Consider the following 23,978-nt stretch of genomic DNA (forward strand, 5'->3'; position numbering starts at 1 on the left):
GGTTGGCAGCTAAGGCTATCGGATCGTCGACCGCGAACCCAATCCAGCTCCCGCAGACGTGTCGACGATCGGCATCGAGCCGTCCGGCCGCCGCAATGGTAGGAAAGGTGGTTGTGACCATTCAGAGCGGGGCGACCGAGGAGCCAACCAACCCGAGCGACGACGTGGTCGAGGTGGTCAGCAAGTTGATCCGGTTCGACACCACCAACACCGGCGAACCGGAGACGACCAAGGGGGAGGCCGACTGCGCGCAGTGGGTCGCCGAGCAGCTCGCCGAGGTCGGCTACGCGCCGCACTACGTCGAATCCGGCGCCCCGGGCCGCGGCAACGTGTTCGTCCGGCTACCGGGTGCGGACAGGTCGCGGGGCGGCCTGTTGATTCACGGGCACCTGGACGTGGTCCCGGCCGAACCGACCGAATGGAGCGTGCACCCGTTCTCCGGAGCGGTGAAAGACGGCTTTGTCTGGGGTCGCGGCGCGATCGACATGAAGGACATGGTCGGCATGATGATCGTGGTGGCCCGCCACCTGAAGCGGGCGGGCATCGTGCCGCCGCGCGATCTGATCTTCGCGTTCCTCGCCGACGAAGAACACGGCGGGACCTTCGGAGCGCAGTGGCTGGTCGACAATCGACCGGAGCTCTTTGACGGGGTCACCGAGGCGATCGGTGAGGTGGGCGGGTTCTCGCTCACGGTGCCGCGCCGGGACGGCGGCGAACGTCGGCTCTACCTGATCGAGACGGCCGAGAAGGGGCTCTCGTGGATGAAGCTCACCGCCCGGGGCGCGGCCGGGCACGGGTCGATGGTGCATGACCAGAACGCGGTCACGGCCGTCGCCGAGGCCGTCGCCCGCCTGGGCCGCCACCAGTTTCCGCTCGTGGTGACCGACGCGGTCGCGCAGTTTCTCGCCGCGGTCAGCGAGGAGACCGGGCTCACCTTCGACACCGAATCGGGGGACCTGCGCGGAGCGGTCGACAAGCTGGGACCGATGGCCCGCATGCTCAAGGCCGTCCTGCACGACACCGCGAACCCCACCATGCTCAAGGCGGGATACAAGGCCAACGTCGTGCCGGCCGTCGCCGAGGCGGTGGTGGACTGCCGGATCCTGCCCGGCCGCAAGGCGGCGTTCGAGGCCGAGATCGACGAGCTGCTCGGGCCGGACGTGACGCGCGAGTGGATCAAGGATTTCTCGTCGTACGAGACCAGCTTCGACGGCGACCTCGTCGACGCCATGAACGCCGCCGTGCTGGCGTTCGACCCGGACGCCCGCACCGTGCCGTATATGCTTTCCGGCGGCACCGATGCAAAGTCGTTTGCGCGCTTGGGTATTCGTTGTTTCGGCTTCAGCCCGCTGCGGTTGCCGCCGGACCTGGATTTCACCGCGTTGTTCCACGGTGTCGATGAGCGGGTACCCATCGATGCGCTGCGGTTCGGCACCGACGTGCTGGCCCACTTCCTGACCCACTGCTAGATGACAGACGCAAGCCGATCACACGAGAGGACCGCCATGAGCACTGCTCCTGACCCGTACGCATCGTTGCCCAAGCTGCCGACCTTCACGCTGACCTCGCAATCGGTCACCGACGGCCAGCCGCTGGACAAGCCGCAAGTCAGCGGAATCATGGGCGCGGGCGGCGAAGACGTCAGCCCCCAGCTGAGCTGGTCGGGCTTCCCGGACGAGACCCGTAGCTTCGCCGTCACCGTCTACGACCCCGACGCCCCGACGGCCTCCGGGTTCTGGCACTGGGCCGTGGCCAACCTGCCTGCCGACGTCACCGAGCTGCCCGCCGGCGCCGGGGACGGCAGCAACCTGCCGGGTGATGCGCTGACGCTGGTGAACGACGCCGGGCAGCGCCGCTACATCGGGGCCGCGCCGCCGGCGGGCCATGGCCCGCACCGGTACTACATCGCCGTGCACGCCGTGGACACCGAAAAGCTGGACCTGCCCGAGGACGCCAGCCCGGCCTTCCTCGGGTTCAACCTGTTCCAGCACGCCATCGCGCGGGCGGTCATCCACGCCACCTACGAACAGAAGTAGGTCGGGGGGCTTTCGGGCCCACATCACTTGCGCCACTTTCGTCTCGGCGGTTTCACCGTGGCGATTGTTGTCGGTGGGCGGTCGTAGTATTCGAACATGCGTTCGATGATGGCCGGGCGGTGCTGATGACGGTGACCGACCGCGAGGAGCTTCAGCAGGACATCGAAGCGCTGTGCGCTCTGGCCTCTCGCTTTGCAGAGCACTCGTATGGGGCGCTGACCAACCCGGAACGCTTGCGAATGTTGGAGAGACTCGAATGCGTAACGCGCAGACTCCAAGCGCCAAGTCATCAGCTCATCAATCAGATTGGTGCGCAATGGGATTCAACGGAGTCGGGTGGCAGGCTGTCCTGGGTGCTGGCCGATCGCCTGCACCTCACCCGGGCCGAAGCCGGCCGCCGGATCGCTGAGGCCGCCGACCTGGGTCCGCGCCGGGCGCTGACGGGCGAGCCGTTGGCGCCGATGCTGCCCGCCACGGCGGCGGCCCAGCGCGACGGGGCGATCGGCGCCGACCACGTGGCGGTGATCCGTCGGCTTTTCCACCAGCTGCCCGAGTCCGTCGACGTCGAGACGCGTGAGCACGCCGAGAGACAGCTGGCGGCCAAGGCGACCGAATTCCGTCCCGATCAGCTCGCCAAGCTCGCGCGCCGCCTGATGGACTGCCAACCCCGACGGCAGCTACAGCGACGAGGATCGAGCGCGGGCGCGCGGGCTGGTGCTCGGCAATCAGCAAGCCGACGGCATGTCGCGCCTGAGTGGATGGTTGACGCCGGAGGCGCGCGCCGGTTGGGAGGCGGTACTGGCCAAACTGGCGGCGCCCGGGATGTGCAATCCCGACGACGACACGCCGGTCGTGGACGGCGCCCCGTCAGAACAGGCGGTGCAGCACGACAGCCGCACCCCCGCTCAGCGCAACCACGACGGGCTCAACGCGGCGCTGCGAGCTGTGCTGGCCAGCGGAGAGTTGGGACAGCACAACGGATTACCGGCCAGCATCATCGTGACCACCACCCTTGGCGAGCTCGAAGCCGCGGCGGGGAGGGGTTTGACCGGTGGCGGCACCATGCTGCCGATGTCGGATGTGATCCGCCTGAGCCGCCACGCCCACCACTACCTGGCGATCTTCGACAAGGGCAAGGCGCTGGCGCTTTACCACACCAAGCGGCTGGCATCACCCGGCCAACGAATTGTCTTGTACGCCAAGGATCGCGGGTGTTCGCATCCCGGCTGCGACGTGTCCGGCTATTACTGCGAGGTCCACCACGTCGCCGATTGGGCCAAGACGTACCGCACCGACATCGACCAGCTCACGTTGGCCTGCGGACCACACCACCGGCTCCTTGAGAAGGGCTGGACCACCCGAAAACGCGCGAACGGCGATACCGAATGGATACCGCCGCCGCATCTCGAGCGTGGGCAACCGCGCACCAACACCTTCCATCACCCGGGATGTGCTGAGCGAGGGGGACGGCGCCGCCTGACCTAGTCCGGCGTGCGGGTCGCCGAGCCGACGGCCTCGCCGAGCGAGGCAAAAGCCGATCCAGGCGAGATGTTCGGCGGCGGCTCACATGCGTCCGTACGCGAGCGCCATGATTAGGCCCAAACCCGCTAGCAGGAGAAACATTATCGTCACCGGGTCGATGACTTCGAAGATCAAGTGCTCACGCCCGAATAGACGGGGTCGGCAGCGATGCGCGACCGAGCGTTGCCCCGCGGATGGGCTGTCGGTGGCTCGTCGACTTGCGCTCGGTGCATGTCATATGGCACAGCCTCAAGCAGCGTCACCAGTCGTCCCGTTTCATCGGGAATTGAGTAGATGCGCTTCTCGCCCGGACGCGCGCCGGCTATCGCGCGGCCCAGGGGCGACGCCATGGAGTAGACCTTGATGTTGGCGCCCTCGCTGCCTCGCCTGCCGAGTAGAAAAGTCTCGGTCTCGCCGGTGCCGTCGTAGCGGATGGTCAATACCATCCCCGGTTCGGCGATAAAGTCACCGGCGGGATCCTCGCCGATGACGGCCTTGGACAACAGCTTTTGAATCTTACGTATACGCCGTTGGAGCGCTACGCGATTCCCGTCGAAGTCCATTGCGTCGTCAGGAGTTTCAACGATGAGCCCCGATCGCAGCGCGTTGAGTTTGTTGCGCAGGCGGACGTATTGCTGGCGTGTCATCCAGATGGGCTTGGCGCCGGTCATGTCGAGTGGTGTCCTTTCGTGTGACGGGGAGCGTCGTCAGGGGCGGGCCGATGTGGGCAGCCGCCACTGACGACTCGGACGCCCACGGTGGGCGAAATTCCGATGCGGTTCAAAGCTTTTCGTGTAGCCGTTAATTCCATGGTGGCCTGCGCCGGCACGATCGTGTTTGCCGTAAACCGACAACGGCAGTGCGCGGCGTTGTCACGCGCCCACAACGCCGCCGCCGCGGGCGCCTCGCGGAGGCTCACGCGGCAATTGGGATGGGTTGGGGATTGAAGGTGGCCGCGCCGCTTATTGTCGCTCGACGAGGCGATCGAAGCTCTGTTGCCATCGGTCGTAGCGCAGCCGGTCGAGGGTGACCCGTGCGCGGGCGAACAGGGCCACAGCCACAAGGCTCACGCCCCACCATGTCGCCACTGCGATGGCCAGCGCGTCATCGCGGGCGGTGTTGAGCGGTCGGGCAACCGGAAGGCCCTGGTCGTCTACCCAGATCTCGATATCGTCGCCGATCTTGGCCGTCAGCGGCGCGGAAACGTCGCCGGTGCGTTCGGTCCCGCCGGCGAACCATCGGGCGGGGACCGTCACCGTGGGGCTATCAAGGTTGCGGCGCGGGTGACTGTCTCCGGTGACCGTTGCGGTCACCGGGCGGCGAGTCTGGACCTGCTCGGCATAGAGACGGCTTCGAGAATCGTGGACCGCGGTGCCCACGGCGGCGCCGATGGGCAGGGCGATCAGTGACATCGCCACGGCGAACACCAAAATCAGCGCCTCTACCCGGTCTGTGGTGCGTACCAGCGGGTTACGACCGAACAGCCGCACCAACAGCCTCCGCGGCACGGGCACGGTGAATGCCTCCATCGCGGCGTCATCGTCTGGTTGGCGGTCGGCCCTCCGTTGATGATCGGACTCCGGGGTGGACATCGAGTTTCCTATCGAATGGTCGGTGTGGGCTGAGGTAGCGCAAGGCGGGCTGAACCAACCTGAGTCAAGCCCGGCCTCTGAGTGAGCAATCTTCATGATGGTTCAGATGGCTGGCGCGGGCTTTGCCGCAACAAGACAACTGCGCTGGCGCGCATTGTCGGGCATCGACATTGCCCGATGTCAATCGGTGTCGATGGCCGCGAGTTCTATCATCATGGCCAGCCGCTTTCGGGCATCGTTCAACGGCAGGTTGGTGATCTCGGCCATCTTGCGCAGCCGGTAACGCACGGTGTTTTCGTGCACTCCCAGCCGCTCGCCGGCTTCGGCGGGATCGCCCTGGGCCTCCAGCCACGCACGCAGCGTGGCCACGTAGTCCGTGCCGTTGGCGCGATCATGCCGGCCCAGCTCGGCCACCGGGCCACGGGATGGGGACCGCCCCGAGCGCGCCGCCGTGCGTAACCGCTGCAGCAGGATGTCAGCCCATGACTCGTCATAAACCGGAGGCGTAGCGGCGGGTGACATCTCATGCAGCGAAAGGCATTCCTCGGCTTCCCGGCGCGCAGCGGCGAGGTCTGTCACGTCGGCCGCGCCACTTACGCCGGCCAACACCCTCATGTGTTCGGGCAGGGCCGCCCGCAGACCGGTCACCCAGCGGAGCGCCGCGTCGGCCTGCCCACTCGGTAGCAGCGTGTAAACGATATTGCCCGCCAAAGCGCTGCGGCCCGGCCGAGACCAGCCGAAGCCGGTGGTGGCGCGCTCGAACGCCAACAATAAAGCGGCATCGCGTTCTTGGCCGATGAACGCCTGCAGCGCAATAACTCTCAAATCGTCGAGCGGCAGACCCAGCCGGCTCGCGACCATGGGGGCATCAGCAGTGCCTTCCAGCAACTGGATCACCAGTTCGGATTCGACTTGGCGCTCCAAGTCGGCGCTGGCTCGTGACCGTAGAAGATGCAGGGCCACGGTATGGGCACCCTCGGCTAAGGCGCTGCGCGCCGCTTCGTCCAGCGGCGCCGAACAGGCGACCCATACCGACCCGATCAGCTCTCCTCCGGAGAGCACGGCGACCACCATGCGGCCGATCAAGCCATGTTCGGAGTCCTCGGGGACGAACAGCGGCTCGTCAGAGACCCCCAGGTGTGCGAATACGCCCCGCGTATCGAAATATGCCCGCAGCCGCTCCGGTGTCTGCCGCTCCAGGATGGTCTGCACCCGTGCCGGATCGGCATGTTGCTGCAGCTTCGAATACGCCAATACGCGCAACAGCCGATCGTGAATCACAACTGAACTGCCGATTGCGTCCGCCAGGCTATCGGCGAGCGCGAACAGATCCGTTGGGCCACGACCGGATTCAGTCTCACGGCCCTCCAGCACGAGTCCGTAGACGACCATAGCGAGCTCGCTCCACGTGACCGTCTCGTCGACCACCATGATCGCGCCGACGCCGGGGCCGCTGTCAGACGCGACAGGCCCCTCACCGTCGCGCACCAACACCACCACAGCACGCGCCGAAGCTGCCCACTGTGCCGCTTCGCGAACGGAGCCGGCACCGATGGCCAGCAGTACATCGCCTACCACCGCACGGTCCGGCGCGGCTTCGTGGATCACCACGCTGCGCAGTTCAGTCGATCTGGGCACCGACGACCACCGCAATCGGACGCCGTAACCACCCAGCACATTCACCAGGCGGTCCAACGTGATCACCAGCCGCTCCTCGTGCCGAACTGGTGCCCAGCCTAGCCAGGAGTCAAGCGGGCCGGAGCGCCCTGACCTAGTCGACCTAGTCGGGCGTACGGGTCGCCGAGCCCACGGCATCGCTGAGCGAGGCAAAGCCGCCGTCGTGCAGCCGCTGCGCGATGCCGTCGTGAATCTGCTTGGCCCACAAGCCGCCTCCGTAGATGAAGCCGGTGTAGCCCTGCAGCAGCGACGCGCCCGCGGTGATCCGCTCCCAGGCGTCGCCCGCCGTCTCGATGCCCCCGACGCTGATCAGCACCAGGCGATCCCCCACCCGTCCGTAGAGCCGGCGGAGCACTTCGACGGCGCGCCGTGCCACCGGCGGGCCGGAGATGCCACCGGGACCCAGCTCGTCGACGCCGGGCGTCCGCAGGCCCTGCCGCGACACGGTGGTGTTGGTGGCGACGATGCCGGCCAGGCCCAGTTCGACTGCCAGGTCCGCGATCTCGTCGACGTCGGAATCGGAAAGGTCCGGCGCGATCTTCACCAGCACGGGTGTGGACGTCTCGGCGAGTACCGCCGCAAGGATGGGTCGCAACGTCTGGACCGCTTGCAGGTCACGCAGCCCGGGCGTGTTCGGCGAGCTGACATTGACCACGAGGTAGGACGCCAGGGGGCCGACCAGCCGGGCGCTCGCCCGGTAATCGTCGACGGCCTCGTCGGCCGGCGTCACCTTCGTCTTGCCGATATTGACCCCGATCGGCACCTCGGGCCGCTGCCGCGCGAGCCGCGTCGCCAGCGCGCCGGCGCCGAGGTTGTTGAAGCCCATCCGGTTCAGCAGGGCCCGGTCGGCCGGCAGCCGGAACATGCGGGGGGCCGGATTGCCGGGCTGCGGGTGGGCCGTGACCGTCCCGACCTCCGCGTGCCCGAAGCCCAGCGCGCCCCAGGTGAGCAGGCCCAGGCCGTCCTTGTCGAAGCCGGCGGCCAGCCCCAGTGGGCCGGCAAAGCGCACCCCGAACACCGTGCTGGCCAGCGCCGGATCCGTCGGAGCCAGCAACCGGTGCAACAACCGCCGCGTCCACCCGGTCGCGGTGACACCACGCAACACGGCGAACGCCAGTGTGTGAATCCGCTCGGGCGGGATCACGAAAAACAGCTGTCGCAGCACGCCGTACATCCGGTGCCCGCGCTCGCGTGGCCGGACGGCCGTCACAGTTCCGGCTGGTCGGGCCGTCGCCCCTCGGAGCCGGCGCCGTCCAGACGAGACTTTTTGCGGCGCAACAACACTCGCCTACTGCCGTCGGTGTAGAGCCGCACCCTGGTCAACTCCCAGCCGCGGTATTCGGCCTCGATGGACAAGCGGGTGGACGCGCTGACGCGGGTGACGTCCGGCGGCAAACGCAACGGCGCCCATTCGTATTCGTCGGACATCTCGGTGTCCCAGCCCGCGGGCAGCCGGCTCCGCCGCGCCGCGGTCAACGCGTGCCCGCCGCGTGCTCGATGACCTGAACTCCCGCACCGGAACCCGACACCACGTACAGGGTGCCTGACGCTTCGTCGAAGGCCAGTGAGTTCGGTTGCTGCACGGTCGGGTAACGCACCTTTTCGACGGGAATTCCGGTGGACAAATCGTAACCAATGACGATATTGGAAACGGTCTGCGAAACCCAGGCTAACGCGCGGGAACCGACCAGGCCGTACGGCGCCTGCCCAACCGGGTAGGCCTGGCGCAGAATCAGCGGGTCCACGCCGTACACCAGCAGCTGGCCGCCGCGGGTGTCGGCGACCAACACCCGTCCCGCCGGATCGGCGGACATGGTGGTGGCGCCCCGGCCCGCGCGCAGCGCCTGCTCGGCATGACTGTCGGCGCCCATCGTCGTCACCGACGTCTGGCCGCGGTCCAGCACCACCGTCGTATTGCCTTGTGTGGCAAGGACATCGACGCGCGCAAAGATCTTGTTGCGGTTGGCGACGGTCGCGCTGGTGACGGTGCCCGGCGTCTGAGAGGCAAGGGTGTAGACGGCGCCGTCGGCGCTGCCCAGTACCAGCTTGCCGTCGGCGCGCTGGGCCACCGCGGTGAATTCGGTCTGGGAGGCGTCGGCGACGGCCACCTGAGTCACCCGACCGGTATGCAGCTCGACCGCGAAGTAGCCGCCACGCGCTGCCAGGTAGGCGGTTCCGCGGCCGTCATCGGCCAACGCGGTCGCCGGCCCCGGCAACTCGACCACGCGAGACGTGATCTGCGCGTCACCGAAGACGGTGACGCTGGCCGGGGCGGCCGGGTCGGGGCCCGGCGTCAGGACCGCCAGCTGATGCGTGCCGCCGTCGAAGACCGCCGCCGCGGCGTGACCGGCCAGCGGACGCACCGCGCCGGCCGGCTGCTGGGACGGGGGTGGCGACACGGCGGCGCGCGCCGGTTCGATGGTGTGCGGGGCGCCAGCGAGCGGATTGGATGAGCATCCGGCCATCGCCCACAGCGAAACCGCGAGAGTCGTCAAACCGCCCCGAACTGCGCGTATCCGGCGCGACGGTCGTGACAGCAATTCATTTCCCTCAAGGTGTGGCGGCGGAACGCAAGCGGAACACAAGCGGAACACAAATTCTAAGGAACGCTGTCGCCTCCACAGGGGCCACGCCGCCTGCATCCGACCCTACCGGCGAGGTATGGTCGGCTCATGGCCGTCACCGCTGACCGTCATTTGACGCAGAAAGAGTTTGCTGTCGAGGACATGTCGACAGGCATTGCCGCTAGCGGATACGGACAAGTCGGTGATGGACGGAGCTTTTCGTTCCACATCGAGAACCGATCCCTGGTCGTCGAGATTTACCGGCCCCGCCTGGCGGGGCCCGTTCCGCAGGCCGATGAGGTGGTTGCCACGGCGGTCCGCGACGTGGTCGACATCGACCTGACCGACGAGCGCAGCCTGAGCGCTGCGGTGCGCGACTCCATAGCGCACGCGGTGCCGGTCTCGCGCTAGTGGCGATCGCAAGCGCGGCGTAGCCGGGCGCAGCGGGTCGCCACTGCAGGCCGTAGCCGGGCGCAGCGGGTCGCCACCATCGCGCTAGTCATTCAGCGGCCCGTTCAACGGGTACCGTCGTGGTCGATATGACCGTCATCCTGTTACGGCACGGCCGCTCGAGTTCGAACACGGCCGGCGTCCTCGCCGGTCGCTCCGAGGGCGTCGACCTCGATGACAAGGGCCGCGAACAAGCCGACGGCCTGATCGATCGGATCGGCGATCTGCCGATCCGGGCGCTGATCAGTTCGCCGCTGCTGCGCTGCCGGCGCACCCTGGAACCGTTGGCCGACGCGCTGTGCCTGACGCCGCTCGTCGACGATCGGCTTGCCGAGGTGGACTACGGCGAATGGACGGGCCGCAAGATCGGCGACCTGGTCAGCGAACCGCTGTGGAAGGTCGTGCAGGCGCACCCCAGCGCGGCGGTGTTCCCCGGCGGCGAGGGCCTGGCGCAGGTGCAGGCCCGGGCCGTGGCCGCCGTGCGCGAGCACGACCGCCGCCTGGCCGCCGAAGCCGGGGAGGAGGGCCGCGGCGACGTGCTGTGGGTCGCTTGCACTCACGGGGATGTCATCAAGGCGGTCATCGCCGACGCGTACGGCCTGCACCTGGACGGCTTCCAGCGCGTCGCCGCCGACCCGGCGTCGGTCAGTGTGATCCGCTACACCGAACTGCGCCCGTTTGTGTTGCACGTCAACCACACCGGCGCTCGGCTGTCCGCGTCCTTGCGCGCCGGGCCCCCGGCGAAGGAAGAGGCGAAGCCCGAAACCGGCCCCGGATCCAACGGGGAGGCGCAGCAACCGGCCGCGGGAGTGCCGTCCAGCGACGCGGTGGTCGGCGGTTCCACGGATTAATACGGATTAATCCGGCGGCCGGCACCATCGGATCGCACGGCGACGGCAACTGCCGGTATTTTGGGAAGTGCCATGGCCCGCGCAATTCATGTCTTCCGCACACCCGACCGCTTCGTGGCCGGGACCGTTGGCCAGCCCGGAAATCGCACGTTCTACATCCAGGCTGTGCACGACGCCCGCGTGGTGTCGGTGATATTGGAGAAACAGCAGGTGGCGGTGCTCTCCGAGCGCATCGGTGCGCTGCTGCTGGAGGTGAACCGCAGGTTCGGCACGCCCGTTCCGCCGGAGCCCGCCGAGATCGAGGACCTCGATCCGCTGGTCACCCCCGTCGACGCCGAGTTCCGGGTCGGAACCATGGGCCTGGGCTGGGATTCGGAGGCCCAGACCGTGGTGGTCGAGCTGCTGGCGGTCACCGACGCCGAGTTCGACGCCTCGGTGGTGCTCGACGACACCGAGGAGGGTCCCGACGCGGTCCGGGTGTTCTTGACGCCGGAGTCGGCGCGCCAGTTCGCCACCCGCTCCAATCGCGTCATCTCCGCGGGGCGGCCGCCGTGTCCGCTGTGCGACGAACCACTGGACCCGGAGGGCCATATCTGCGCGCGCGCCAACGGATATCGGCGCAGTGCGCTGCTCGGGCCTGACGATGACCCCGAGGTCTGACGACCGTGAGGTGTTGCGCGACGGCGAGCTGACGGTCATCGGACGGATCCGCTCGGCCAGCAACGGCACCTTCCTGTGTGAGTCGACGCTTGGTGAGTCAAGCGTGCACTGCGTCTACAAGCCCGTCGCGGGGGAGGCGCCGCTATGGGATTTCCCGGACGGGACGCTGGCCGGCCGCGAGCGGGCCGCGTATCTGGTGTCGGCGAAATTGGGCTGGAATATCGTGCCCTACACCATCATTCGGCACGGCCCGGCGGGTCCGGGAATGTTGCAGAAATGGGTGCAGCAACCCGGCGACGCCGTGGACACCGAGCCGCGGCCGGGGCCGGATCTGGTCGACCTGTTTCCCGCCGGCACCAAGCAGCCGGGCTATCTGCCGGTGCTGCGCGCCCTCGACTACGCGGGCGACGAGGTCGTCCTGATGCACGCCGACGACATTCGCCTGTGGCGGATGGCGGTGTTCGACGTGCTGGTCAACAACGCCGACCGCAAGGGGGGCCACGTGCTGCGCGACCTCGACGGCCACATCTTCGGGGTCGACCACGGCGTGTGCCTGCACGTCGAGGACAAACTGCGCACGGTGCTGTGGGGGTGGGCCGGTAAGCCGATCGACGATCACACCCTGGAAGCCGTGGCCGGACTGGCGGACGCGCTCGACGATCATTTCGGCGACGAGCTGACCGAGCACATCACCCGGGCCGAAGTGCGTGCGCTGCGCGCCCGCGCGCACGCGCTGCTGGACCGCCCGGTGATGCCCGGACCCAACCGGCATCGCCCCATCCCGTGGCCGGCCTTCTAGCGGTGATCGCAAGCGCGGCGCAGCCGGGCGCAGCGGGTCGCCGGCATAGGTCGCAGCCGCCCGCCGCCATCGGTGCGGGCCGCGGCACGCCGTCGGCGATACTGAACCAGTGAGCAACCGCGCGGACGATCTGGCTGACCCGACCGATGCCGCGCTGGCCGCCGATCTCGCCGCCGAAGCGGGGGAGTTGCTGCTGAAGGTCCGTGACGAAGTCGGCTTCGGGTATCCCTGGGCGCTGGGCGACGCTGGCGACAGCCTGGCGAACGCCTTGATCCTGCGGCGACTGCACGCGGAGCGGCCCGACGACGCGGTGCTCAGCGAGGAGGCCTACGACGACCTGTCTCGCCTCAACCACGACCGCGTGTGGATCATCGACCCGCTAGACGGCACCCGGGAGTTCTCCACGCCGGGCCGCGACGACTGGGCGGTACACATCGCGCTGTGGCAGCGGCCCAGTAACGGCCAGCGCGAAATCACCGACGCGGCGGTGTCGTTGCCGGCCCGCGGCAACATCGTCTACCGCAGCGACACCGTGACCGCGGATTCCGCGCGCGTCGGCGTCAGCGACACCATCCGCATCGCCGTCAGCGCCACCCGTCCTCCCGCGGTGCTGCACCGGATGCGGCAGACGCTGCCGATCCAGCCCGTCGCGATCGGCTCGGCGGGGGCGAAGGCGATGGCCATCATCGACGGGGACGTCGACGCCTACGTGCACGCGGGCGGCCAGTGGGAGTGGGATTCGGCGGCCCCCGCCGGGGTGGTGATGGCCGCCGGCATGCACGCGTCGCGGCTCGATGGGTCGCCGATGCGCTACAACCAGCTCGACCCGTATCTGCCCGACTTCGTGATGTGCCGCGCCGAGTTGGCGCCCATCCTGCTGGGCGCCATCCGCGGCACCTAACGGCGATAGGCCGGCTGCGGCCGGGCCGGCGCGTCAGCCTTTGGCCGAGAGCGGCCGGCCGTGTATTCGACGAGGCTGCCTTTCGGGCGGCTGTCGTCGCCCGCCTAGGCTGATTGCCATGCAGTCGTGGTCTTCCCCAGAGGTCCCCGTGTTGCCGGGGCGCGGCCCGGAGCTTCGGCTGTATGACACGTCGGACCGACAGGTGCGTCCCGTGGCGGCCGGATCGACCGCCACGATGTATGTCTGCGGCATCACCCCGTACGACGCGACCCATCTGGGCCACGCGGCAACCTATCTGGCGTTCGACCTCATCTACCGGCAGTGGCTGGATCTCGGCCACGAGGTCCACTACGTGCAGAACGTCACCGACGTCGACGATCCGCTGCTCGAGCGCGCCGAGCGGGACGGCATCGACTGGCGCGACTTGGCCGCGCGTGAGGTGTCGCTGTTCCGCGAAGACATGGCGGCGCTGCGCGTCCTGGCCCCCCGCGAGTACGTCGGGGCGACCGAGGCCATCGCGGAGGTCGTCGAACTCGTCGAGAAGATGCTCGCGTCGGGCGCGGCGTACGCGGTCGACGGCGAATACCCGGACATCTACTACCGCGCCGACGCCACGCCCCAGTTCGGCTACGAATCCGGCTATGACCGCGACACCATGCTGCGACTGTTCGCCGAGCGCGGCGGCGACCCGCAACGGCCCGGCAAAACCGACCAGCTCGACGCCTTGCTATGGCGGGCCGCGCGGCCGGGGGAGCCGAGCTGGCCCTCGCCGTTCGGCCCCGGACGCCCGGGCTGGCACGTCGAGTGCGCGGCGATCGCGCTCAGCCGCATCGGCAGTGGCTTGGACATTCAGGGTGGGGGCAGCGACCTGATCTTCCCGCATCACGAATTCACCGCCGCGCACGCCGAATGTGTCCGCGGCGAGCGGAGATTCGCGCGCCACTACGTGCACGCCGGCATGATCGGCTGGGACGGGCACAAGATGTCCAAGAGCCGGGGCAACCTGGTCCTGGTGTCCCAGCTGCGCGCGCAGGGTGTCGAGCCGGCGGCCATCCGGCTCGGGCTGCTCGCCGGGCACTACCGCGGGGACCGGTATTGGAGCGACCAAGTGCTCGACGACGCCGTCGCCCGGCTGCTCCGTTGGCGTCGCGCCACCGGGCTACCGGCCGGCCCGGACGCCACCGACGTGATCGCGCGGGTGCGCCAATACCTGGCCGACGACCTCAACACTCCCAAAGCCCTTGCTGCGATTGATGGTTGGGTCACCGACGCGCTGGACTACGGGGGCCACGACGCCGAGGCGCCCCGGCGGGTGGCTGCGGCGATCGATGCGCTATTGGGCGTGGCCGTCTAGCCCGGGCGGGACATGCGCTGGGTCACGCAGGCTGGCCGCTTCCCAGGCTGGTTCCCTCCGCGATGACCCCTTCGGTTGCCGCATGTTCGGTTGCCGCATGTTGGGCCGCCACTTGGGCCGCTGTCCACCATTTCGCCAGTGCCGACAGATCGGCGGCTTCCTCGTAGAGGTTGGTGGACCGGGAATTGACCACCAAAGCTTGGTCGGGCGTCGCGGGGCTGTCCCCTGCGGTCTTGGCCTCGGCCGCGCGCGCCAGCTCGAAAGCGTCTGTCGCCGAAGCGCGTTCGTCGGCCGGCACGGAATATGTCTGGAAGAAACGCGCCAGCTCGTCTTCAGAGGTAGTGCGAACATAGTGGCGCAGCTGCAGGATCGCGTCGCGGATTTCGATGACGGTCTGGTGCAGCTGCAGCGTGGTCTTTTGAAACCGGCGGTCGTCGTGCTCGAGGTCGAAACTGCTTTCCGGGACCACGGTCGTCATGCTGAGCCGCAGCGGCTGCAGACTTCTCCACATGCGGCTGACGCGGTCGAGTCCAAGAAAGGAATGCAGCCGCACGGCGAGCGGAACCGCGCCGAAGAGATACACGATGACGGCCATCCACAGGACTTCGAATCCGTGCACCCGCATCCGGAACCGCACGGTGTCGGTCCAGCCGAGCTGGTCGCTCACCGCCAACACCAGCGCCTCCAGGCAGGCTGCGGCCGTCAGGGCGACGGCAAGCACCCCGGCGGCCGCCAGCAGCAATTCGCGCGTGTCGGTGGCCCTGAGCAGCTCCGCGCCGAACATCCACAGCAACCGCACCACCAGGGTGACGAGGATGGTCAGGTACAGGCTCAACGCCAACACCGCATCCCAGCCGCCGGCCACCTCGAACGGCTGACCCGCGACGCGAGCACGGGTGCCCACGGCCAGGAAAGCCGCGGACAGCGCAACGGCGGCCACGCGGTAATAGCGGTGACTGCGACGCGTCGCCTCCGGTGAGATCCGGTTCCACAGCATGGTGAAGCCGATGAATTCAGCGTCCGCCAATATCATTGCGACGCAGGACAATTGCTGGGCGGTGGTCACGCTCATGAGGGCGCCTGTAGACAACATCGCTTCCACCCGGCGCTCGCGCAGCAGCTGCGCGAGCAGCAGCCAGGCCATCACGTTGTTGAAGTAGGTCTGGTACAGGTTCGCCTTGCACCACCGGAACCGCGCCGCAAGAAGCATCGCCATGATCGTGATCACGGGCCACGCGACGATACCCGGGATGATGGAGGTCATTGGCGACGAAAGAAGGCGCTGCGCATCATCGAGCGACGCTCGGTAGCCTCCGCGGCGGCGATCAGCAACAGGGAAGCGAACATCTCCGCGTCGCGCTCCTGATCACTCGCGTAGTCGCCACGACCCAATACCGCGCGGACCGTTTCGGGATCGATGTCGGGCAGGGCCTGGCGGCACACCCTGTATTCGGGCGCCTCGTCGAAGCCGTCACCGCCACATCGACCGTGACCCAACAAGATGTGCCCGATCTCGTGGCCCACGATCTGGTCGATGTGGTAGTCCGTGGTGCCGACCTCATGCAGGATCAGGTCTTCGTCATCGCAGGCCAGCCAAATTCCGCAGGGGCTGTCCGCTAGCGTCGCGGTGTCCGTCGGGACCAGCCTGATGGCGCGACCGCGCATCTGGCCCAAGTTCTCGATGAAAACGTTCCGGTCCCACGGCACCGGAATCGGGAGGTCGCGCGTCAGCGCGAGTATGTCAGCGTTCGAGGCCGCCATCTCGTTGGTCATCTCTCTGCGAAGAAATCGGGGGCAGCCGTTCAAGCTCGCGGAGGTGGTCGACGATCGCCGCCAGGCTGTTGAGGGCCTGGGGTGTCAGCCCCGATGCGCGCGCCGCCAGATCGCGCACGCCGTTATCACGCAATGCCTGTAGAAGATTCAGTTGCGCGTCGATCGCCGGGTCGGTGCCGCGATCGATCAGATAGGACGGCGGCACGCCGAAGAAATCGGCGATCGCCCTCAAATGCGCGACAGTGGGATTCGTCTTTATGCCGCTTCTGAGCTGCCAGAGGTACGCCGGGCTGATCGGGACGCCGGTCTTGTCGGTGATCGCCGCCGCGGCCGCGGCGTTGGACAACGGAGGCGTGCCGGCCTTGCGCATGAGCTCGAACAGCTTGTTCAGCCGGGCCGCCAGCTCGCCGTCGTTGGATCCGTTGGCTGTGACGCCATCGGCTGCCAATGCACTCTCGTTTCATCTGATCTCTGGCGGTGTGTACTCATGTTACAGGGCGGTCCTCCTCGACGGTCCCGAAACGCTACTCGCGAAAACTTTTCGGTGCGCGGCTGCGACCTCGGCGTCTGTGGATGGTGAAGCGCTTCATCTCGGTTATGCACAGGCGCGCGGCGTTCCGTCTTGCATTTTCATCAGTGTACGGTTGAATTTCCGGCGTGTACTGGCGTATACAATTCGCCGCGGCGTGTGCCCGGCCGGGTGTGGCGATCGACGTGCGGCGCGGTTCGCCTACGGACCCGGCTTTGCTGGTGAACGACGAGGGGCGGGCACCAGAGCGCCGGGTCCGCCTTCCCGCGGGGAGGCTGGGGATTTCGAAGGTCTTCCCTGCTGGGTTAGGGCCTCGTCCGAATCGGCGAAGCGTGGCGAAGCGCGATAGACCAGGGTGTCGGAGGCCGTCCGCAAGAACGGCAAACTCGACCGCCGCTTCGATGGCGGCGCTGACCCGTTGTCGACGTCGCGTAGGAAGGGACCCCCTCGGACGCAGATGTGGCACTGAGACGTGAATTCCAGGGGTGCCGACACCGGTCCGGCGGTGTTAGCTATGGCTGCGATGCGGGGCCAAAAATTTGTTCTGCGCGTATGCTCGGTGGTCGGCCAGAAGCGGGACCAGCTGTGGATAAGAGTTTGCTATGAGCCCCCCGTTGATCCGCCGTTCGAACCTATGAAACACCTGTATAACCTGGATATTAATTTACACGGGTGTCGAATCGCGGCGGGTCGAAACAATTTGCTGCCAGGTGCAGATTGGCGTATATTTTTCGGTAATTGCTGGACTGCAGAAGGGATGAGTCCGGTGCACACGACGAGCGGGCGCGCAGGGCCGTCAGTGAACGGTCGGCTGCGTCGCTACCCGCGTCGTGATCATCGTCGGCCACAAGAGCGTCGTGTGGCCGTTACCGCTTGGGCTGGTTGCCGGCCCATCTGGACTTTGGAACGCTATCCACTGGCTACCGCCCTGGCTTTGCGAAACGCCAAGGCGCCGGTGCTCGCTCGCTAAAAATTAGGGTTTTCTGGTGTCGGGGGAAGTCGGGTCCACGTGGCCCATTGTGGGGCGAGATCTGGAGTTGCGGCGGTCTCTGGCGGCCCTGAGTAACGGCGAATTTCACGGGGTGGCGCTGGTCGGCGACAGCGGGGTGGGCAAGTCGACGCTGGCGCGCATGCTGGCGAAAACGGTTGAATCAGCCGGCCGGACAGTGCGATTCGCGCTCGGCACTCAAACGGGCTACGCAGTGCCGCTCGGCGCGTTCTCTCGCTCGGTCAGCCTCGGGGTGACCCACGAACCGGCGGTCATGCTGGCCGCTGCGCACAAGACGCTGGCTCAAGAGAAGAACCTGGTGGTGGTTGTCGACGACGCGCAGCTGCTCGATCCGTTGTCGGCCACGTTGGTCAATCAGCTGGCGGCCGGGCGCAGCGCGCGACTGATCGTGACGATCCGGTCCGGTGAGCCAGTCTCGGATGCGGTGACAGCGTTGTTGAAGGAACGCATATTGCTCACCGTTCACGTCGATCCGTTCACCCGCGAGCAGACCGCCCTGCTGGCCGGGGCGGTGCTGGACGGTCCCGTCGATTTCCCACTGGTCGACGAGCTGTTCGAGCGCAGCGCGGGAAATCCGTTGCTACTGCGCGGTTTCCTGGCCGCCGGCCAAGAAAGTGGCGCGCTGGTTCGGACCCAAGAGGGCTGGCAACTTCGGGGACCGTTGTGCGCCGACCGCGAACTGCGCGACGCGTTGGAGTTTCGGCTGCAATCCCTGAGTCCGGACGAGTTGGAGGTGGTCGAGATCCTTGCCACCGCCGAGCGGCTGAAGTGGGAGGTCCTGCGGGACATCTGCGATGCGGAGGCGCTGGCGAGCCTGGAGCGGCGCGGTCTGATCCAGTTGGTCGCCGACGGGTCCCACGCGGTGGCGCAGTTGAGTCACCCCATGCTCGGTGAAGCGGCGACCCGGCATGCCGGGATGGTGCGCGCGAGGCAAGTCAACGGCAAGCTGGCGCGGGCCCTGCAGAAGCACGAGCGGGCCGGGGGACGCGTGCTCAGGTTGCCCGGCCTGCAAGGCCGAATCCGGTTGGCGCAGTTCATGATGCGCAGCGACCTGGAGCCCGACCTCGACGTGGTCACCGAGGCCGCCGCGGACGCGTTGGCGATGTCGAATGTGGTGCTGGGCGAGGACCTGGCGAGGTTCGCGCTCGATCGCGGCGGTGGGGTGCCGGCCGCCTTGGTGCTTGCCGAGGCGGTGTGTTGGCAGGGCCGCGGCGAGGAGGCCGATTCCGTGCTCATCGACGCCGAACCCGACGGCGGGGACGAATGGCTGGTAGCGCGCTGGGGCTGCCTGCGCGCTGCGAACCTGTACTGGGGCTGCGCAGACGCCGAAGCCGCAACCCGGGCCCTCGATGACGTGAAAAAGCGGGTGACCTCCGAGGCGGGCATGCAGCTGATCGACGCGCTGGAGCTGTCCATGGGCTACTTCCGAGGCGACGTCGAGACGACCATCGCGCTTGGTCCAGCCCTATGCGAGTCCGATTTACTACCGATTGCGACGGTGTGGGCTGCCTTCCCCACCTGCGGCGCCCTGGCGGCGGCCGGCCGATTCTCTGACGTCAGCAGGGTGGCCGACGTCGGGTTGCATGCGGCCACGCTGTGCGGCCTGGGGCCGCATCAGTTCAACATCGGGATGGCCGAGGTCATGGCCGCGATCGCCGCAGGCAACGATCGCACGGCCGAGCGCGCCTACAAGCGTTATTCCGCGATGGCCAACGGCCTTCCAGAACTGGAGGCCATGGTGAACGCGATGCTGGGCCTCGTGCACGTCGCACGCGGCGAGCTCGCTTCCGCGTGCGCGGCGTTCGTCAAATCGCAGGCGGTGATCGCTGAGGGGTTTCCGTCGCCGTGGTTGGTCCTGGTGGCCGCCCGCCATGCGCAGGCCGAGGGCGGGCGGGGGGACAATGCCGCGGCGGCGGCGGCGCTGCGGCGGGCGGAGAAGGCCTACGGACCGCATGTTGCGGTGTTCTTGCCCGAACTCGAGCTCGCCCGGGCCTGGGAGCGGGTGTCCGCCGGCGACACCACGGGTGCCCAGGCGCATGCGCTGCGCGCGGCACAAACCGCGCGAGTCGCCGGGATGCACGCCGTCGAACTACAGGCGCGCCATGCCGCCGTGCGTTTCGGCGATCGTTCGCAGGCCACGCGGCTGGAGCAGCTCGCCCGCATCCTGAACACCACGTTGGCCGAGGCGGTCGCCGACCATGCCCGCGGGCTGGCGCGGCACGACGGCGATCTGCTCGACGCCGCGGCACATCGGTTCGCTGACCTTGGCGCGTTTGCCTTCGCCGCCGACGCGTCGGCTCAGGCCGCCGGCGAACACGCCCGCCGTGGCGACCGCACGAAGAAATACGACTCCTCCACCCGCGCACACGCGCTGGCCAGTCAATGCGGTCTACGCACCCCGTCGGTCGACGCGTCGGCTCGCCCGCTTCCGTTCAGCGGCCGCGAACGCCAGATCGTGATGCTGGTCGCGGCCGGCCTGTCCAACCGGCAGATCGCCGATCGGCTGGTCATCTCGGTACGCACGGTGGAGGGACACCTGTACCGGATTTTCACCAAACTCGGCATCAACAATCGCGACCAACTCATCTGCCTTACCCGCAAGGAGCCGTCCGCGCGAGGCGAGTTGTCACTTGGTGACGACGAGTCCCTGGGTTACGGACGCCACGACCACCCCCGGACCGGCTGACTCTCCATAGATAATCTATGAATTTCGGCGGGCCGCCACTCTATCTCTGCGCAGGCACCACTCGACTTAGCTGTGGATTCCGATGATGCCTGCTTGAGGGGCCATACGCTCCCGCCCATGAGAGGTATTCGGAAGCGCACAGTCGCGATCGTCGACCACGATGTCGACCCATCCGCGGTCACGGTTTTGCCACGACAGCCGCTCACAGTCGAGGGCCGGCCCGCATCGGGCTGCCTGGCCGTGACCTTGGCGTCGCTTGAGAATTTCAGGCTTTATCTGGCGGCAGCGAGTTCAGCCTTCATGTAGCGAACGGCGAGCTCGGACCGTCTCGTCGGGCAGACGAGAGCGGCACCGGCTCGCTGTAGTCGACGAGCGCACCGGTATCGGCCGCCTTGTCGGCGGCGTCGGTGGGAGTGGGGAAACTTTGACGCACCGGGCGAATGAATCGACGTGGCCCATCGTGGGCCGCGATGCCGAGTTCCGGCGATCACTGGCGGCGCTCAGCAACGGGGACTTCAGCGGGGTGGCCCTGGTCGGCGACAGCGGGGTGGGCAAGTCGACGCTGGCGCGGATGCTGGCGAAGACGGTCGAGTCGGCCGGCCGCACGGTGCGATTCGCCCTGGGCACCCAAACAGGTTGCGCCCTGCCGCTCGGCGCGTTTTCTCGCGTGGTGAGTCTCGGCGTGGGACACGAACCGGCGATCATGCTGGCCGCCGCGCACAACACCTTGGGGCAGGACAAGAACCTGGTGGTGGTGGTCGACGACGCGCAGCTGCTCGATCCGTTGTCGGCCACCTTGGTCAACCAGCTGGCGGCCGGTCGCAGCGCACGGTTGATCGTGACGATCCGGTCGGGGGAACCGGTCTCGGATGCGGTGACCGCGCTGTTGAAAGAACGGCTGCTGCTGACCGTGCACATCGATCCGTTCACCCGCGAGCAGACCGCCCTGTTGGCGGGTGCGGTGTTGGGGGGCCCAGTCGAGTCGGGATTGGTCGACGAGCTGTTCGAGCGCAGCGCGGGAAATCTGTTGCTACTGCGTGGTTTTCTGGCCGCAGGACGGGAAAGTGGGGCGCTGGTTCACACGGAGGAGGGTTGGCAACTGCGAGGTCCGTTGCGCGCCGACCGCGAGCTGCACGACGCGTTGGACTTCCGGCTGCAATCGCTGAGTCCAGCGGAGCTGGAGGTGGTGGAGATTTTGGCCACCGCCGAGCTGCTGGAATTGGAGATCCTGCGTGAAATCTGCGATGCCGATGCAATGGCACACCTGGAACGCCGCGGCCTGATCCAGTTGGTCGCCGATGGATCCCACACCCTGGTGCAACTCAACCACCCCATGCTCAGTGAGGCGGCGACCCGACGCGCCGGGATGGTGCGCTCGCGACAAATCAACGGCCTCTTGGCGAAAACCCTTCGAAGGCATCTGCGGACAGCGGGCCGGCGCTCGCAGTTGCCCGATCTGCGGGGCCGGATCCAGCTGGCGCAGTTCATGATGCGGAGCGACCTCGATCCCGACCTGAGTGTGGCCGTCAAGGCGGCCGCCGACGCGTTGGCGATGTCGAACGTGGTGCTGGGCGAGGAGTTGGCCAGGTTTGCGGTCGATCGTGGCGGTGGCCTGCCGGCCGCGTTGGTGCTCGCCGAGGCGGTGAGTTGGCAAGGTCGCGGCGAGGAAGCCGAAGCCATCCTGCTGGACGTCGACGTCGACGTCGATGATGCCGACGAGTGGTCGGTCGCCCGGTGGGGGTGTCTACGAGCCGCCAACCTGGCGTGGGGGTGTGGTGACGCGGAAACCGCGGGGCGAGTACTGAGCGACGTGAAGCAGCGTGTTGCGTGCGAGGGGGGCCTGCATCTCATCAACGCCCTGGAGGTTTCTATCGGGTTCTTCTGCGGTGATGTTGCGAGCACGATCGAAGCCGGGCCGGCGCTGTGCGAGTCCGATGTCATGCCCATGGCGACCGTGTGGGCGGCCGTCGCGACCTGCGGTGCCTTGATGGCCGCCGGACGGTTTGCCGAAGTCGGCCCCATAGCCGAGGCGGGACTGCGCGCGACCGCGCTCTGCAAAGCCGGATCGCAACGGTTCGCCATCGGGGTCGCCGAGGTCATGGTCGCGGCCGCTTCCGGTGACTATCCCGCGGCCGAGCGGATCCACAAGCGCTATGCCGCGATGGCCATCGGCATCCCGGCGGCCGAGGCCATGGTCGACGCCATGCTCGGGCTCGTGCAGGTCACCCGCGGTGAGCTGCCGGCGGCCTGCGCTACCCTCGACCGCTCGATCTCCGAACTGTCCCAAGGTTTTCCGTCGCCGTGGTTGCTGGTGGTGGCCGCCCTGCACGCGCAGGCCGAAGGGGCGCGGGGCGAGAGTGCGGCGGCCGCGGCGGCGCTGCGGCGCGCGGAGAAAGTCTACGGCCCGCATGTTGGCGTGTTCTTGCCCGAACTCGAGCTCGCCCGGGCCTGGGAGCGGGCGGCGGCCGGGGACCCGGCGGCCGCCCAGGCGCACGCGCTGCAAGCGGCGGAGACCGCACGAGCGGCCGGGATGAACGTGGCGGAGATGCGGGCACGCCATGCCGCCGTGCGCTTCGGCGACCGTTCGCAGGCCACCCGCTTGGCGGAGCTCGTCGAGACGTTGAACACTCCATCGGCGCGGGCCGTCGCCGACCATGCCCGCGGCCTGGCGCAACACGACGGCGACCTGCTCGACGCCGCGGCACACCGGTTCGCTGACCTCGGCGGTCTGGCGTTTGCCGCCGACGCGTCGGCTCAGGCCGCGGGCGAGCACGCCCGCGCGGGCGACCGTCGCAAGGAGGTCGAATCGTCGACCTGGGCACACGCCCTGGCCAGCCGATGCGGGTCGCGGACACCCGCGCTCGAGGCCGCCGCGCGTCCCCTTCCGTTCAGTGGCCGCGAACGCCAGATTGTGCTGCTGGTCGCGGCCGGTCTGTCCAACCGGCAGATCGCCGATCGGCTGGTGATCTCGGTGCGCACGGTCGAGGGCCATTTGTACCGCCTTTTCACCAAATTGGGCATCAACAATCGCGACGAACTCATCCGCCTGATGAGCCGAGATGCGTCGTGACCGAACGCGCTATTTGGGCGTTCGGGTGGGGCCAGATCTGATCGCTCCAGCGGCTGCTGTGTAATCCACCCGAGCGTGCGGGTCCGCCCCAGGTCGTTCGCAAACCGAAAGACATTCCCTTGCAAGCGGATAGCGTCCGTGCCGCACGCCGGGCGTCCGGCACGGATAACCCGTCTTGCGCTCGTCGGTGAGCGTTTGAGCACTCGGTGACCACTGGTCAAAAACGCCGTTACCAATCCGTTACGCACTGCGCGGCCGATGACTACTCGATCTGTGCGCGCGTACCACTTGAGTCGAATCAATCGGTCCATGACAGTTGTTCGAGCAAACTTAAGCTCCCGCACATGACATCATGCCTGGCGGGCATGGCCGGTTGGACTCCCGCGATTGTGGACTACGACCGGATCTCCAAAAACCCGCCAAAGCCGTTGCACCGGGCGGCCGTTGGGGCCGGCACCGGGGCCGGCGCAACCATACCGATGCTGCCCACTGCCGCATGGCGCACG

The 23,978-nt window shown here is 67.8% G+C and carries 19 protein-coding genes and 1 pseudogene; 11 read left to right on the forward strand and 9 right to left on the reverse strand.

All coding sequences use genetic code 11. The annotated features are described in order from the left end of the window. The first annotated feature begins 95 nt into the window (after positions 1-95). From AC5Y5B_RS14855 to AC5Y5B_RS14865, 3 genes and pseudogenes are all read left to right on the forward strand, one after another. Positions 96-1,469 carry a M20/M25/M40 family metallo-hydrolase gene (locus AC5Y5B_RS14855; protein ID WP_430918405.1) on the forward strand — a complete coding sequence of 458 codons (1,374 nt, stop codon included), beginning with the start codon at positions 96-98 and terminating at the stop codon, positions 1,467-1,469. A gap of 36 nt (positions 1,470-1,505) precedes the next feature. Beyond that, positions 1,506-2,036, forward strand: a complete 531-nt coding sequence (locus AC5Y5B_RS14860; protein ID WP_112632387.1) for a YbhB/YbcL family Raf kinase inhibitor-like protein — start codon at positions 1,506-1,508, stop codon at positions 2,034-2,036. 125 nt (positions 2,037-2,161) lie between these two features. Continuing rightward, positions 2,162-3,521, forward strand: a pseudogene (locus tag AC5Y5B_RS14865) (HNH endonuclease signature motif containing protein). 167 nt (positions 3,522-3,688) lie between these two features. Here AC5Y5B_RS14865 and AC5Y5B_RS14870 read toward each other — a convergent pair. The 6 genes from AC5Y5B_RS14870 to AC5Y5B_RS14895 form a co-directional block, all read right to left on the reverse strand. After that, positions 3,689-4,228 carry a GreA/GreB family elongation factor gene (locus AC5Y5B_RS14870; protein WP_500005687.1) on the reverse strand — a complete coding sequence of 180 codons (540 nt, stop codon included), beginning with the start codon at positions 4,226-4,228 and terminating at the stop codon, positions 3,689-3,691. A gap of 291 nt (positions 4,229-4,519) precedes the next feature. Then, on the reverse strand, positions 4,520-5,149 hold the full coding sequence (locus AC5Y5B_RS14875) for an Rv1733c family protein (RefSeq protein WP_500005689.1): 630 nt from the start codon (positions 5,147-5,149) through the stop codon (positions 4,520-4,522). 180 nt (positions 5,150-5,329) lie between these two features. Continuing rightward, positions 5,330-6,853, reverse strand: a complete 1,524-nt coding sequence (locus AC5Y5B_RS14880) for a PucR family transcriptional regulator (RefSeq protein ID WP_500005690.1) — start codon at positions 6,851-6,853, stop codon at positions 5,330-5,332. 76 nt (positions 6,854-6,929) lie between these two features. Then, positions 6,930-8,000, reverse strand: a complete 1,071-nt coding sequence (locus AC5Y5B_RS14885; RefSeq protein WP_500005722.1) for a quinone-dependent dihydroorotate dehydrogenase — start codon at positions 7,998-8,000, stop codon at positions 6,930-6,932. 32 nt (positions 8,001-8,032) lie between these two features. After that, positions 8,033-8,302 (reverse strand): DUF5703 family protein, encoded by a 270-nt coding sequence (locus AC5Y5B_RS14890; protein ID WP_112632392.1) that lies wholly within the window; start codon positions 8,300-8,302, stop codon positions 8,033-8,035. After that, complete coding sequence (locus tag AC5Y5B_RS14895) at positions 8,299-9,291, reverse strand: YncE family protein (RefSeq protein WP_500005691.1); 993 nt, start codon at positions 9,289-9,291, stop codon at positions 8,299-8,301. The genes AC5Y5B_RS14890 and AC5Y5B_RS14895 overlap by 4 nt, the downstream gene beginning before the upstream one ends. A 207-nt stretch (positions 9,292-9,498) precedes the next feature. On the opposite strand from AC5Y5B_RS14895, the gene AC5Y5B_RS14900 reads away from it, so the two are divergent. The 6 genes from AC5Y5B_RS14900 (at position 9,499) to mshC (ending at position 14,405) form a co-directional block, all read left to right on the forward strand. Beyond that, positions 9,499-9,801 (forward strand): hypothetical protein, encoded by a 303-nt coding sequence (locus tag AC5Y5B_RS14900; protein ID WP_112632394.1) that lies wholly within the window; start codon positions 9,499-9,501, stop codon positions 9,799-9,801. A gap of 128 nt (positions 9,802-9,929) precedes the next feature. After that, entirely contained in the window at positions 9,930-10,691 is a 762-nt protein-coding gene (locus AC5Y5B_RS14905; protein ID WP_500005692.1) for a histidine phosphatase family protein, read from the forward strand. Positions 10,692-10,763: 72 nt separating this feature from the next. Beyond that, positions 10,764-11,351 carry a DUF3090 domain-containing protein gene (locus tag AC5Y5B_RS14910; RefSeq protein WP_007770786.1) on the forward strand — a complete coding sequence of 196 codons (588 nt, stop codon included), beginning with the start codon at positions 10,764-10,766 and terminating at the stop codon, positions 11,349-11,351. Beyond that, positions 11,335-12,150 (forward strand): SCO1664 family protein, encoded by an 816-nt coding sequence (locus tag AC5Y5B_RS14915; protein WP_346427294.1) that lies wholly within the window; start codon positions 11,335-11,337, stop codon positions 12,148-12,150. Before AC5Y5B_RS14910 ends, AC5Y5B_RS14915 begins: the two co-directional genes overlap by 17 nt. A 109-nt stretch (positions 12,151-12,259) precedes the next feature. Beyond that, positions 12,260-13,051, forward strand: coding sequence for a 3'(2'),5'-bisphosphate nucleotidase CysQ (locus AC5Y5B_RS14920; protein ID WP_500005695.1), 792 nt, complete (start codon positions 12,260-12,262; stop codon positions 13,049-13,051). A gap of 118 nt (positions 13,052-13,169) precedes the next feature. Next, on the forward strand, positions 13,170-14,405 hold the full coding sequence (gene mshC, locus AC5Y5B_RS14925; protein WP_500005696.1) for a cysteine--1-D-myo-inosityl 2-amino-2-deoxy-alpha-D-glucopyranoside ligase: 1,236 nt from the start codon (positions 13,170-13,172) through the stop codon (positions 14,403-14,405). A 22-nt stretch (positions 14,406-14,427) separates the two neighbouring features. On the opposite strand, the gene AC5Y5B_RS14930 is transcribed toward mshC, so the two are convergent. Genes AC5Y5B_RS14930 through AC5Y5B_RS14940 form a run of 3 tightly spaced genes read right to left on the reverse strand, consistent with a single transcriptional unit; the run spans position 14,428 to position 16,548 of the window. Further along, a complete protein-coding gene (locus tag AC5Y5B_RS14930; protein WP_500005697.1) occupies positions 14,428-15,669 on the reverse strand; it encodes a DUF6545 domain-containing protein in 1,242 nt (413 codons plus the stop codon). After that, on the reverse strand, positions 15,666-16,178 hold the full coding sequence (locus AC5Y5B_RS14935; RefSeq protein ID WP_240631699.1) for a hypothetical protein: 513 nt from the start codon (positions 16,176-16,178) through the stop codon (positions 15,666-15,668). Before AC5Y5B_RS14935 ends, AC5Y5B_RS14930 begins: the two co-directional genes overlap by 4 nt. Next, positions 16,147-16,548, reverse strand: a complete 402-nt coding sequence (locus AC5Y5B_RS14940; protein ID WP_240631702.1) for a helix-turn-helix domain-containing protein — start codon at positions 16,546-16,548, stop codon at positions 16,147-16,149. The genes AC5Y5B_RS14935 and AC5Y5B_RS14940 overlap by 32 nt, the downstream gene beginning before the upstream one ends. A gap of 1,178 nt (positions 16,549-17,726) precedes the next feature. On the opposite strand from AC5Y5B_RS14940, the gene AC5Y5B_RS14945 reads away from it, so the two are divergent. Then, positions 17,727-20,402, forward strand: coding sequence for a helix-turn-helix transcriptional regulator (locus AC5Y5B_RS14945; protein ID WP_240631703.1), 2,676 nt, complete (start codon positions 17,727-17,729; stop codon positions 20,400-20,402). Between the two features lie 460 nt (positions 20,403-20,862). Further along, positions 20,863-23,472, forward strand: a complete 2,610-nt coding sequence (locus tag AC5Y5B_RS14950) for a helix-turn-helix transcriptional regulator (protein ID WP_289176421.1) — start codon at positions 20,863-20,865, stop codon at positions 23,470-23,472. Positions 23,473-23,978 lie beyond the last annotated feature (506 nt).

The organism is Mycobacterium sp. NGS33, from assembly GCF_059812885.1.

Bases quoted from the DNA above. Each gene is read 5' to 3' on its own strand.
- AC5Y5B_RS14855 (WP_430918405.1), top strand. From the start codon at position 96: ATGGTAGGAAAGGTGGTTGTGACCATTCAGAGCGGGGCGACCGAGGAG.
- AC5Y5B_RS14860 (WP_112632387.1), top strand. From the start codon at position 1,506: ATGAGCACTGCTCCTGACCCGTACGCATCGTTGCCCAAGCTGCCGACC.
- AC5Y5B_RS14870 (WP_500005687.1), bottom strand. From the start codon at position 4,228: ATGACCGGCGCCAAGCCCATCTGGATGACACGCCAGCAATACGTCCGC.
- AC5Y5B_RS14875 (WP_500005689.1), bottom strand. From the start codon at position 5,149: ATGTCCACCCCGGAGTCCGATCATCAACGGAGGGCCGACCGCCAACCA.
- AC5Y5B_RS14885 (WP_500005722.1), bottom strand. From the start codon at position 8,000: ATGTACGGCGTGCTGCGACAGCTGTTTTTCGTGATCCCGCCCGAGCGG.
- AC5Y5B_RS14895 (WP_500005691.1), bottom strand. From the start codon at position 9,291: ATGGCCGGATGCTCATCCAATCCGCTCGCTGGCGCCCCGCACACCATC.
- AC5Y5B_RS14900 (WP_112632394.1), top strand. From the start codon at position 9,499: ATGGCCGTCACCGCTGACCGTCATTTGACGCAGAAAGAGTTTGCTGTC.
- AC5Y5B_RS14905 (WP_500005692.1), top strand. From the start codon at position 9,930: ATGACCGTCATCCTGTTACGGCACGGCCGCTCGAGTTCGAACACGGCC.
- AC5Y5B_RS14910 (WP_007770786.1), top strand. From the start codon at position 10,764: ATGGCCCGCGCAATTCATGTCTTCCGCACACCCGACCGCTTCGTGGCC.
- AC5Y5B_RS14915 (WP_346427294.1), top strand. From the start codon at position 11,335: ATGACCCCGAGGTCTGACGACCGTGAGGTGTTGCGCGACGGCGAGCTG.
- mshC (WP_500005696.1), top strand. From the start codon at position 13,170: ATGCAGTCGTGGTCTTCCCCAGAGGTCCCCGTGTTGCCGGGGCGCGGC.
- AC5Y5B_RS14930 (WP_500005697.1), bottom strand. From the start codon at position 15,669: ATGACCTCCATCATCCCGGGTATCGTCGCGTGGCCCGTGATCACGATC.
- AC5Y5B_RS14935 (WP_240631699.1), bottom strand. From the start codon at position 16,178: ATGACCAACGAGATGGCGGCCTCGAACGCTGACATACTCGCGCTGACG.
- AC5Y5B_RS14940 (WP_240631702.1), bottom strand. From the start codon at position 16,548: ATGCGCAAGGCCGGCACGCCTCCGTTGTCCAACGCCGCGGCCGCGGCG.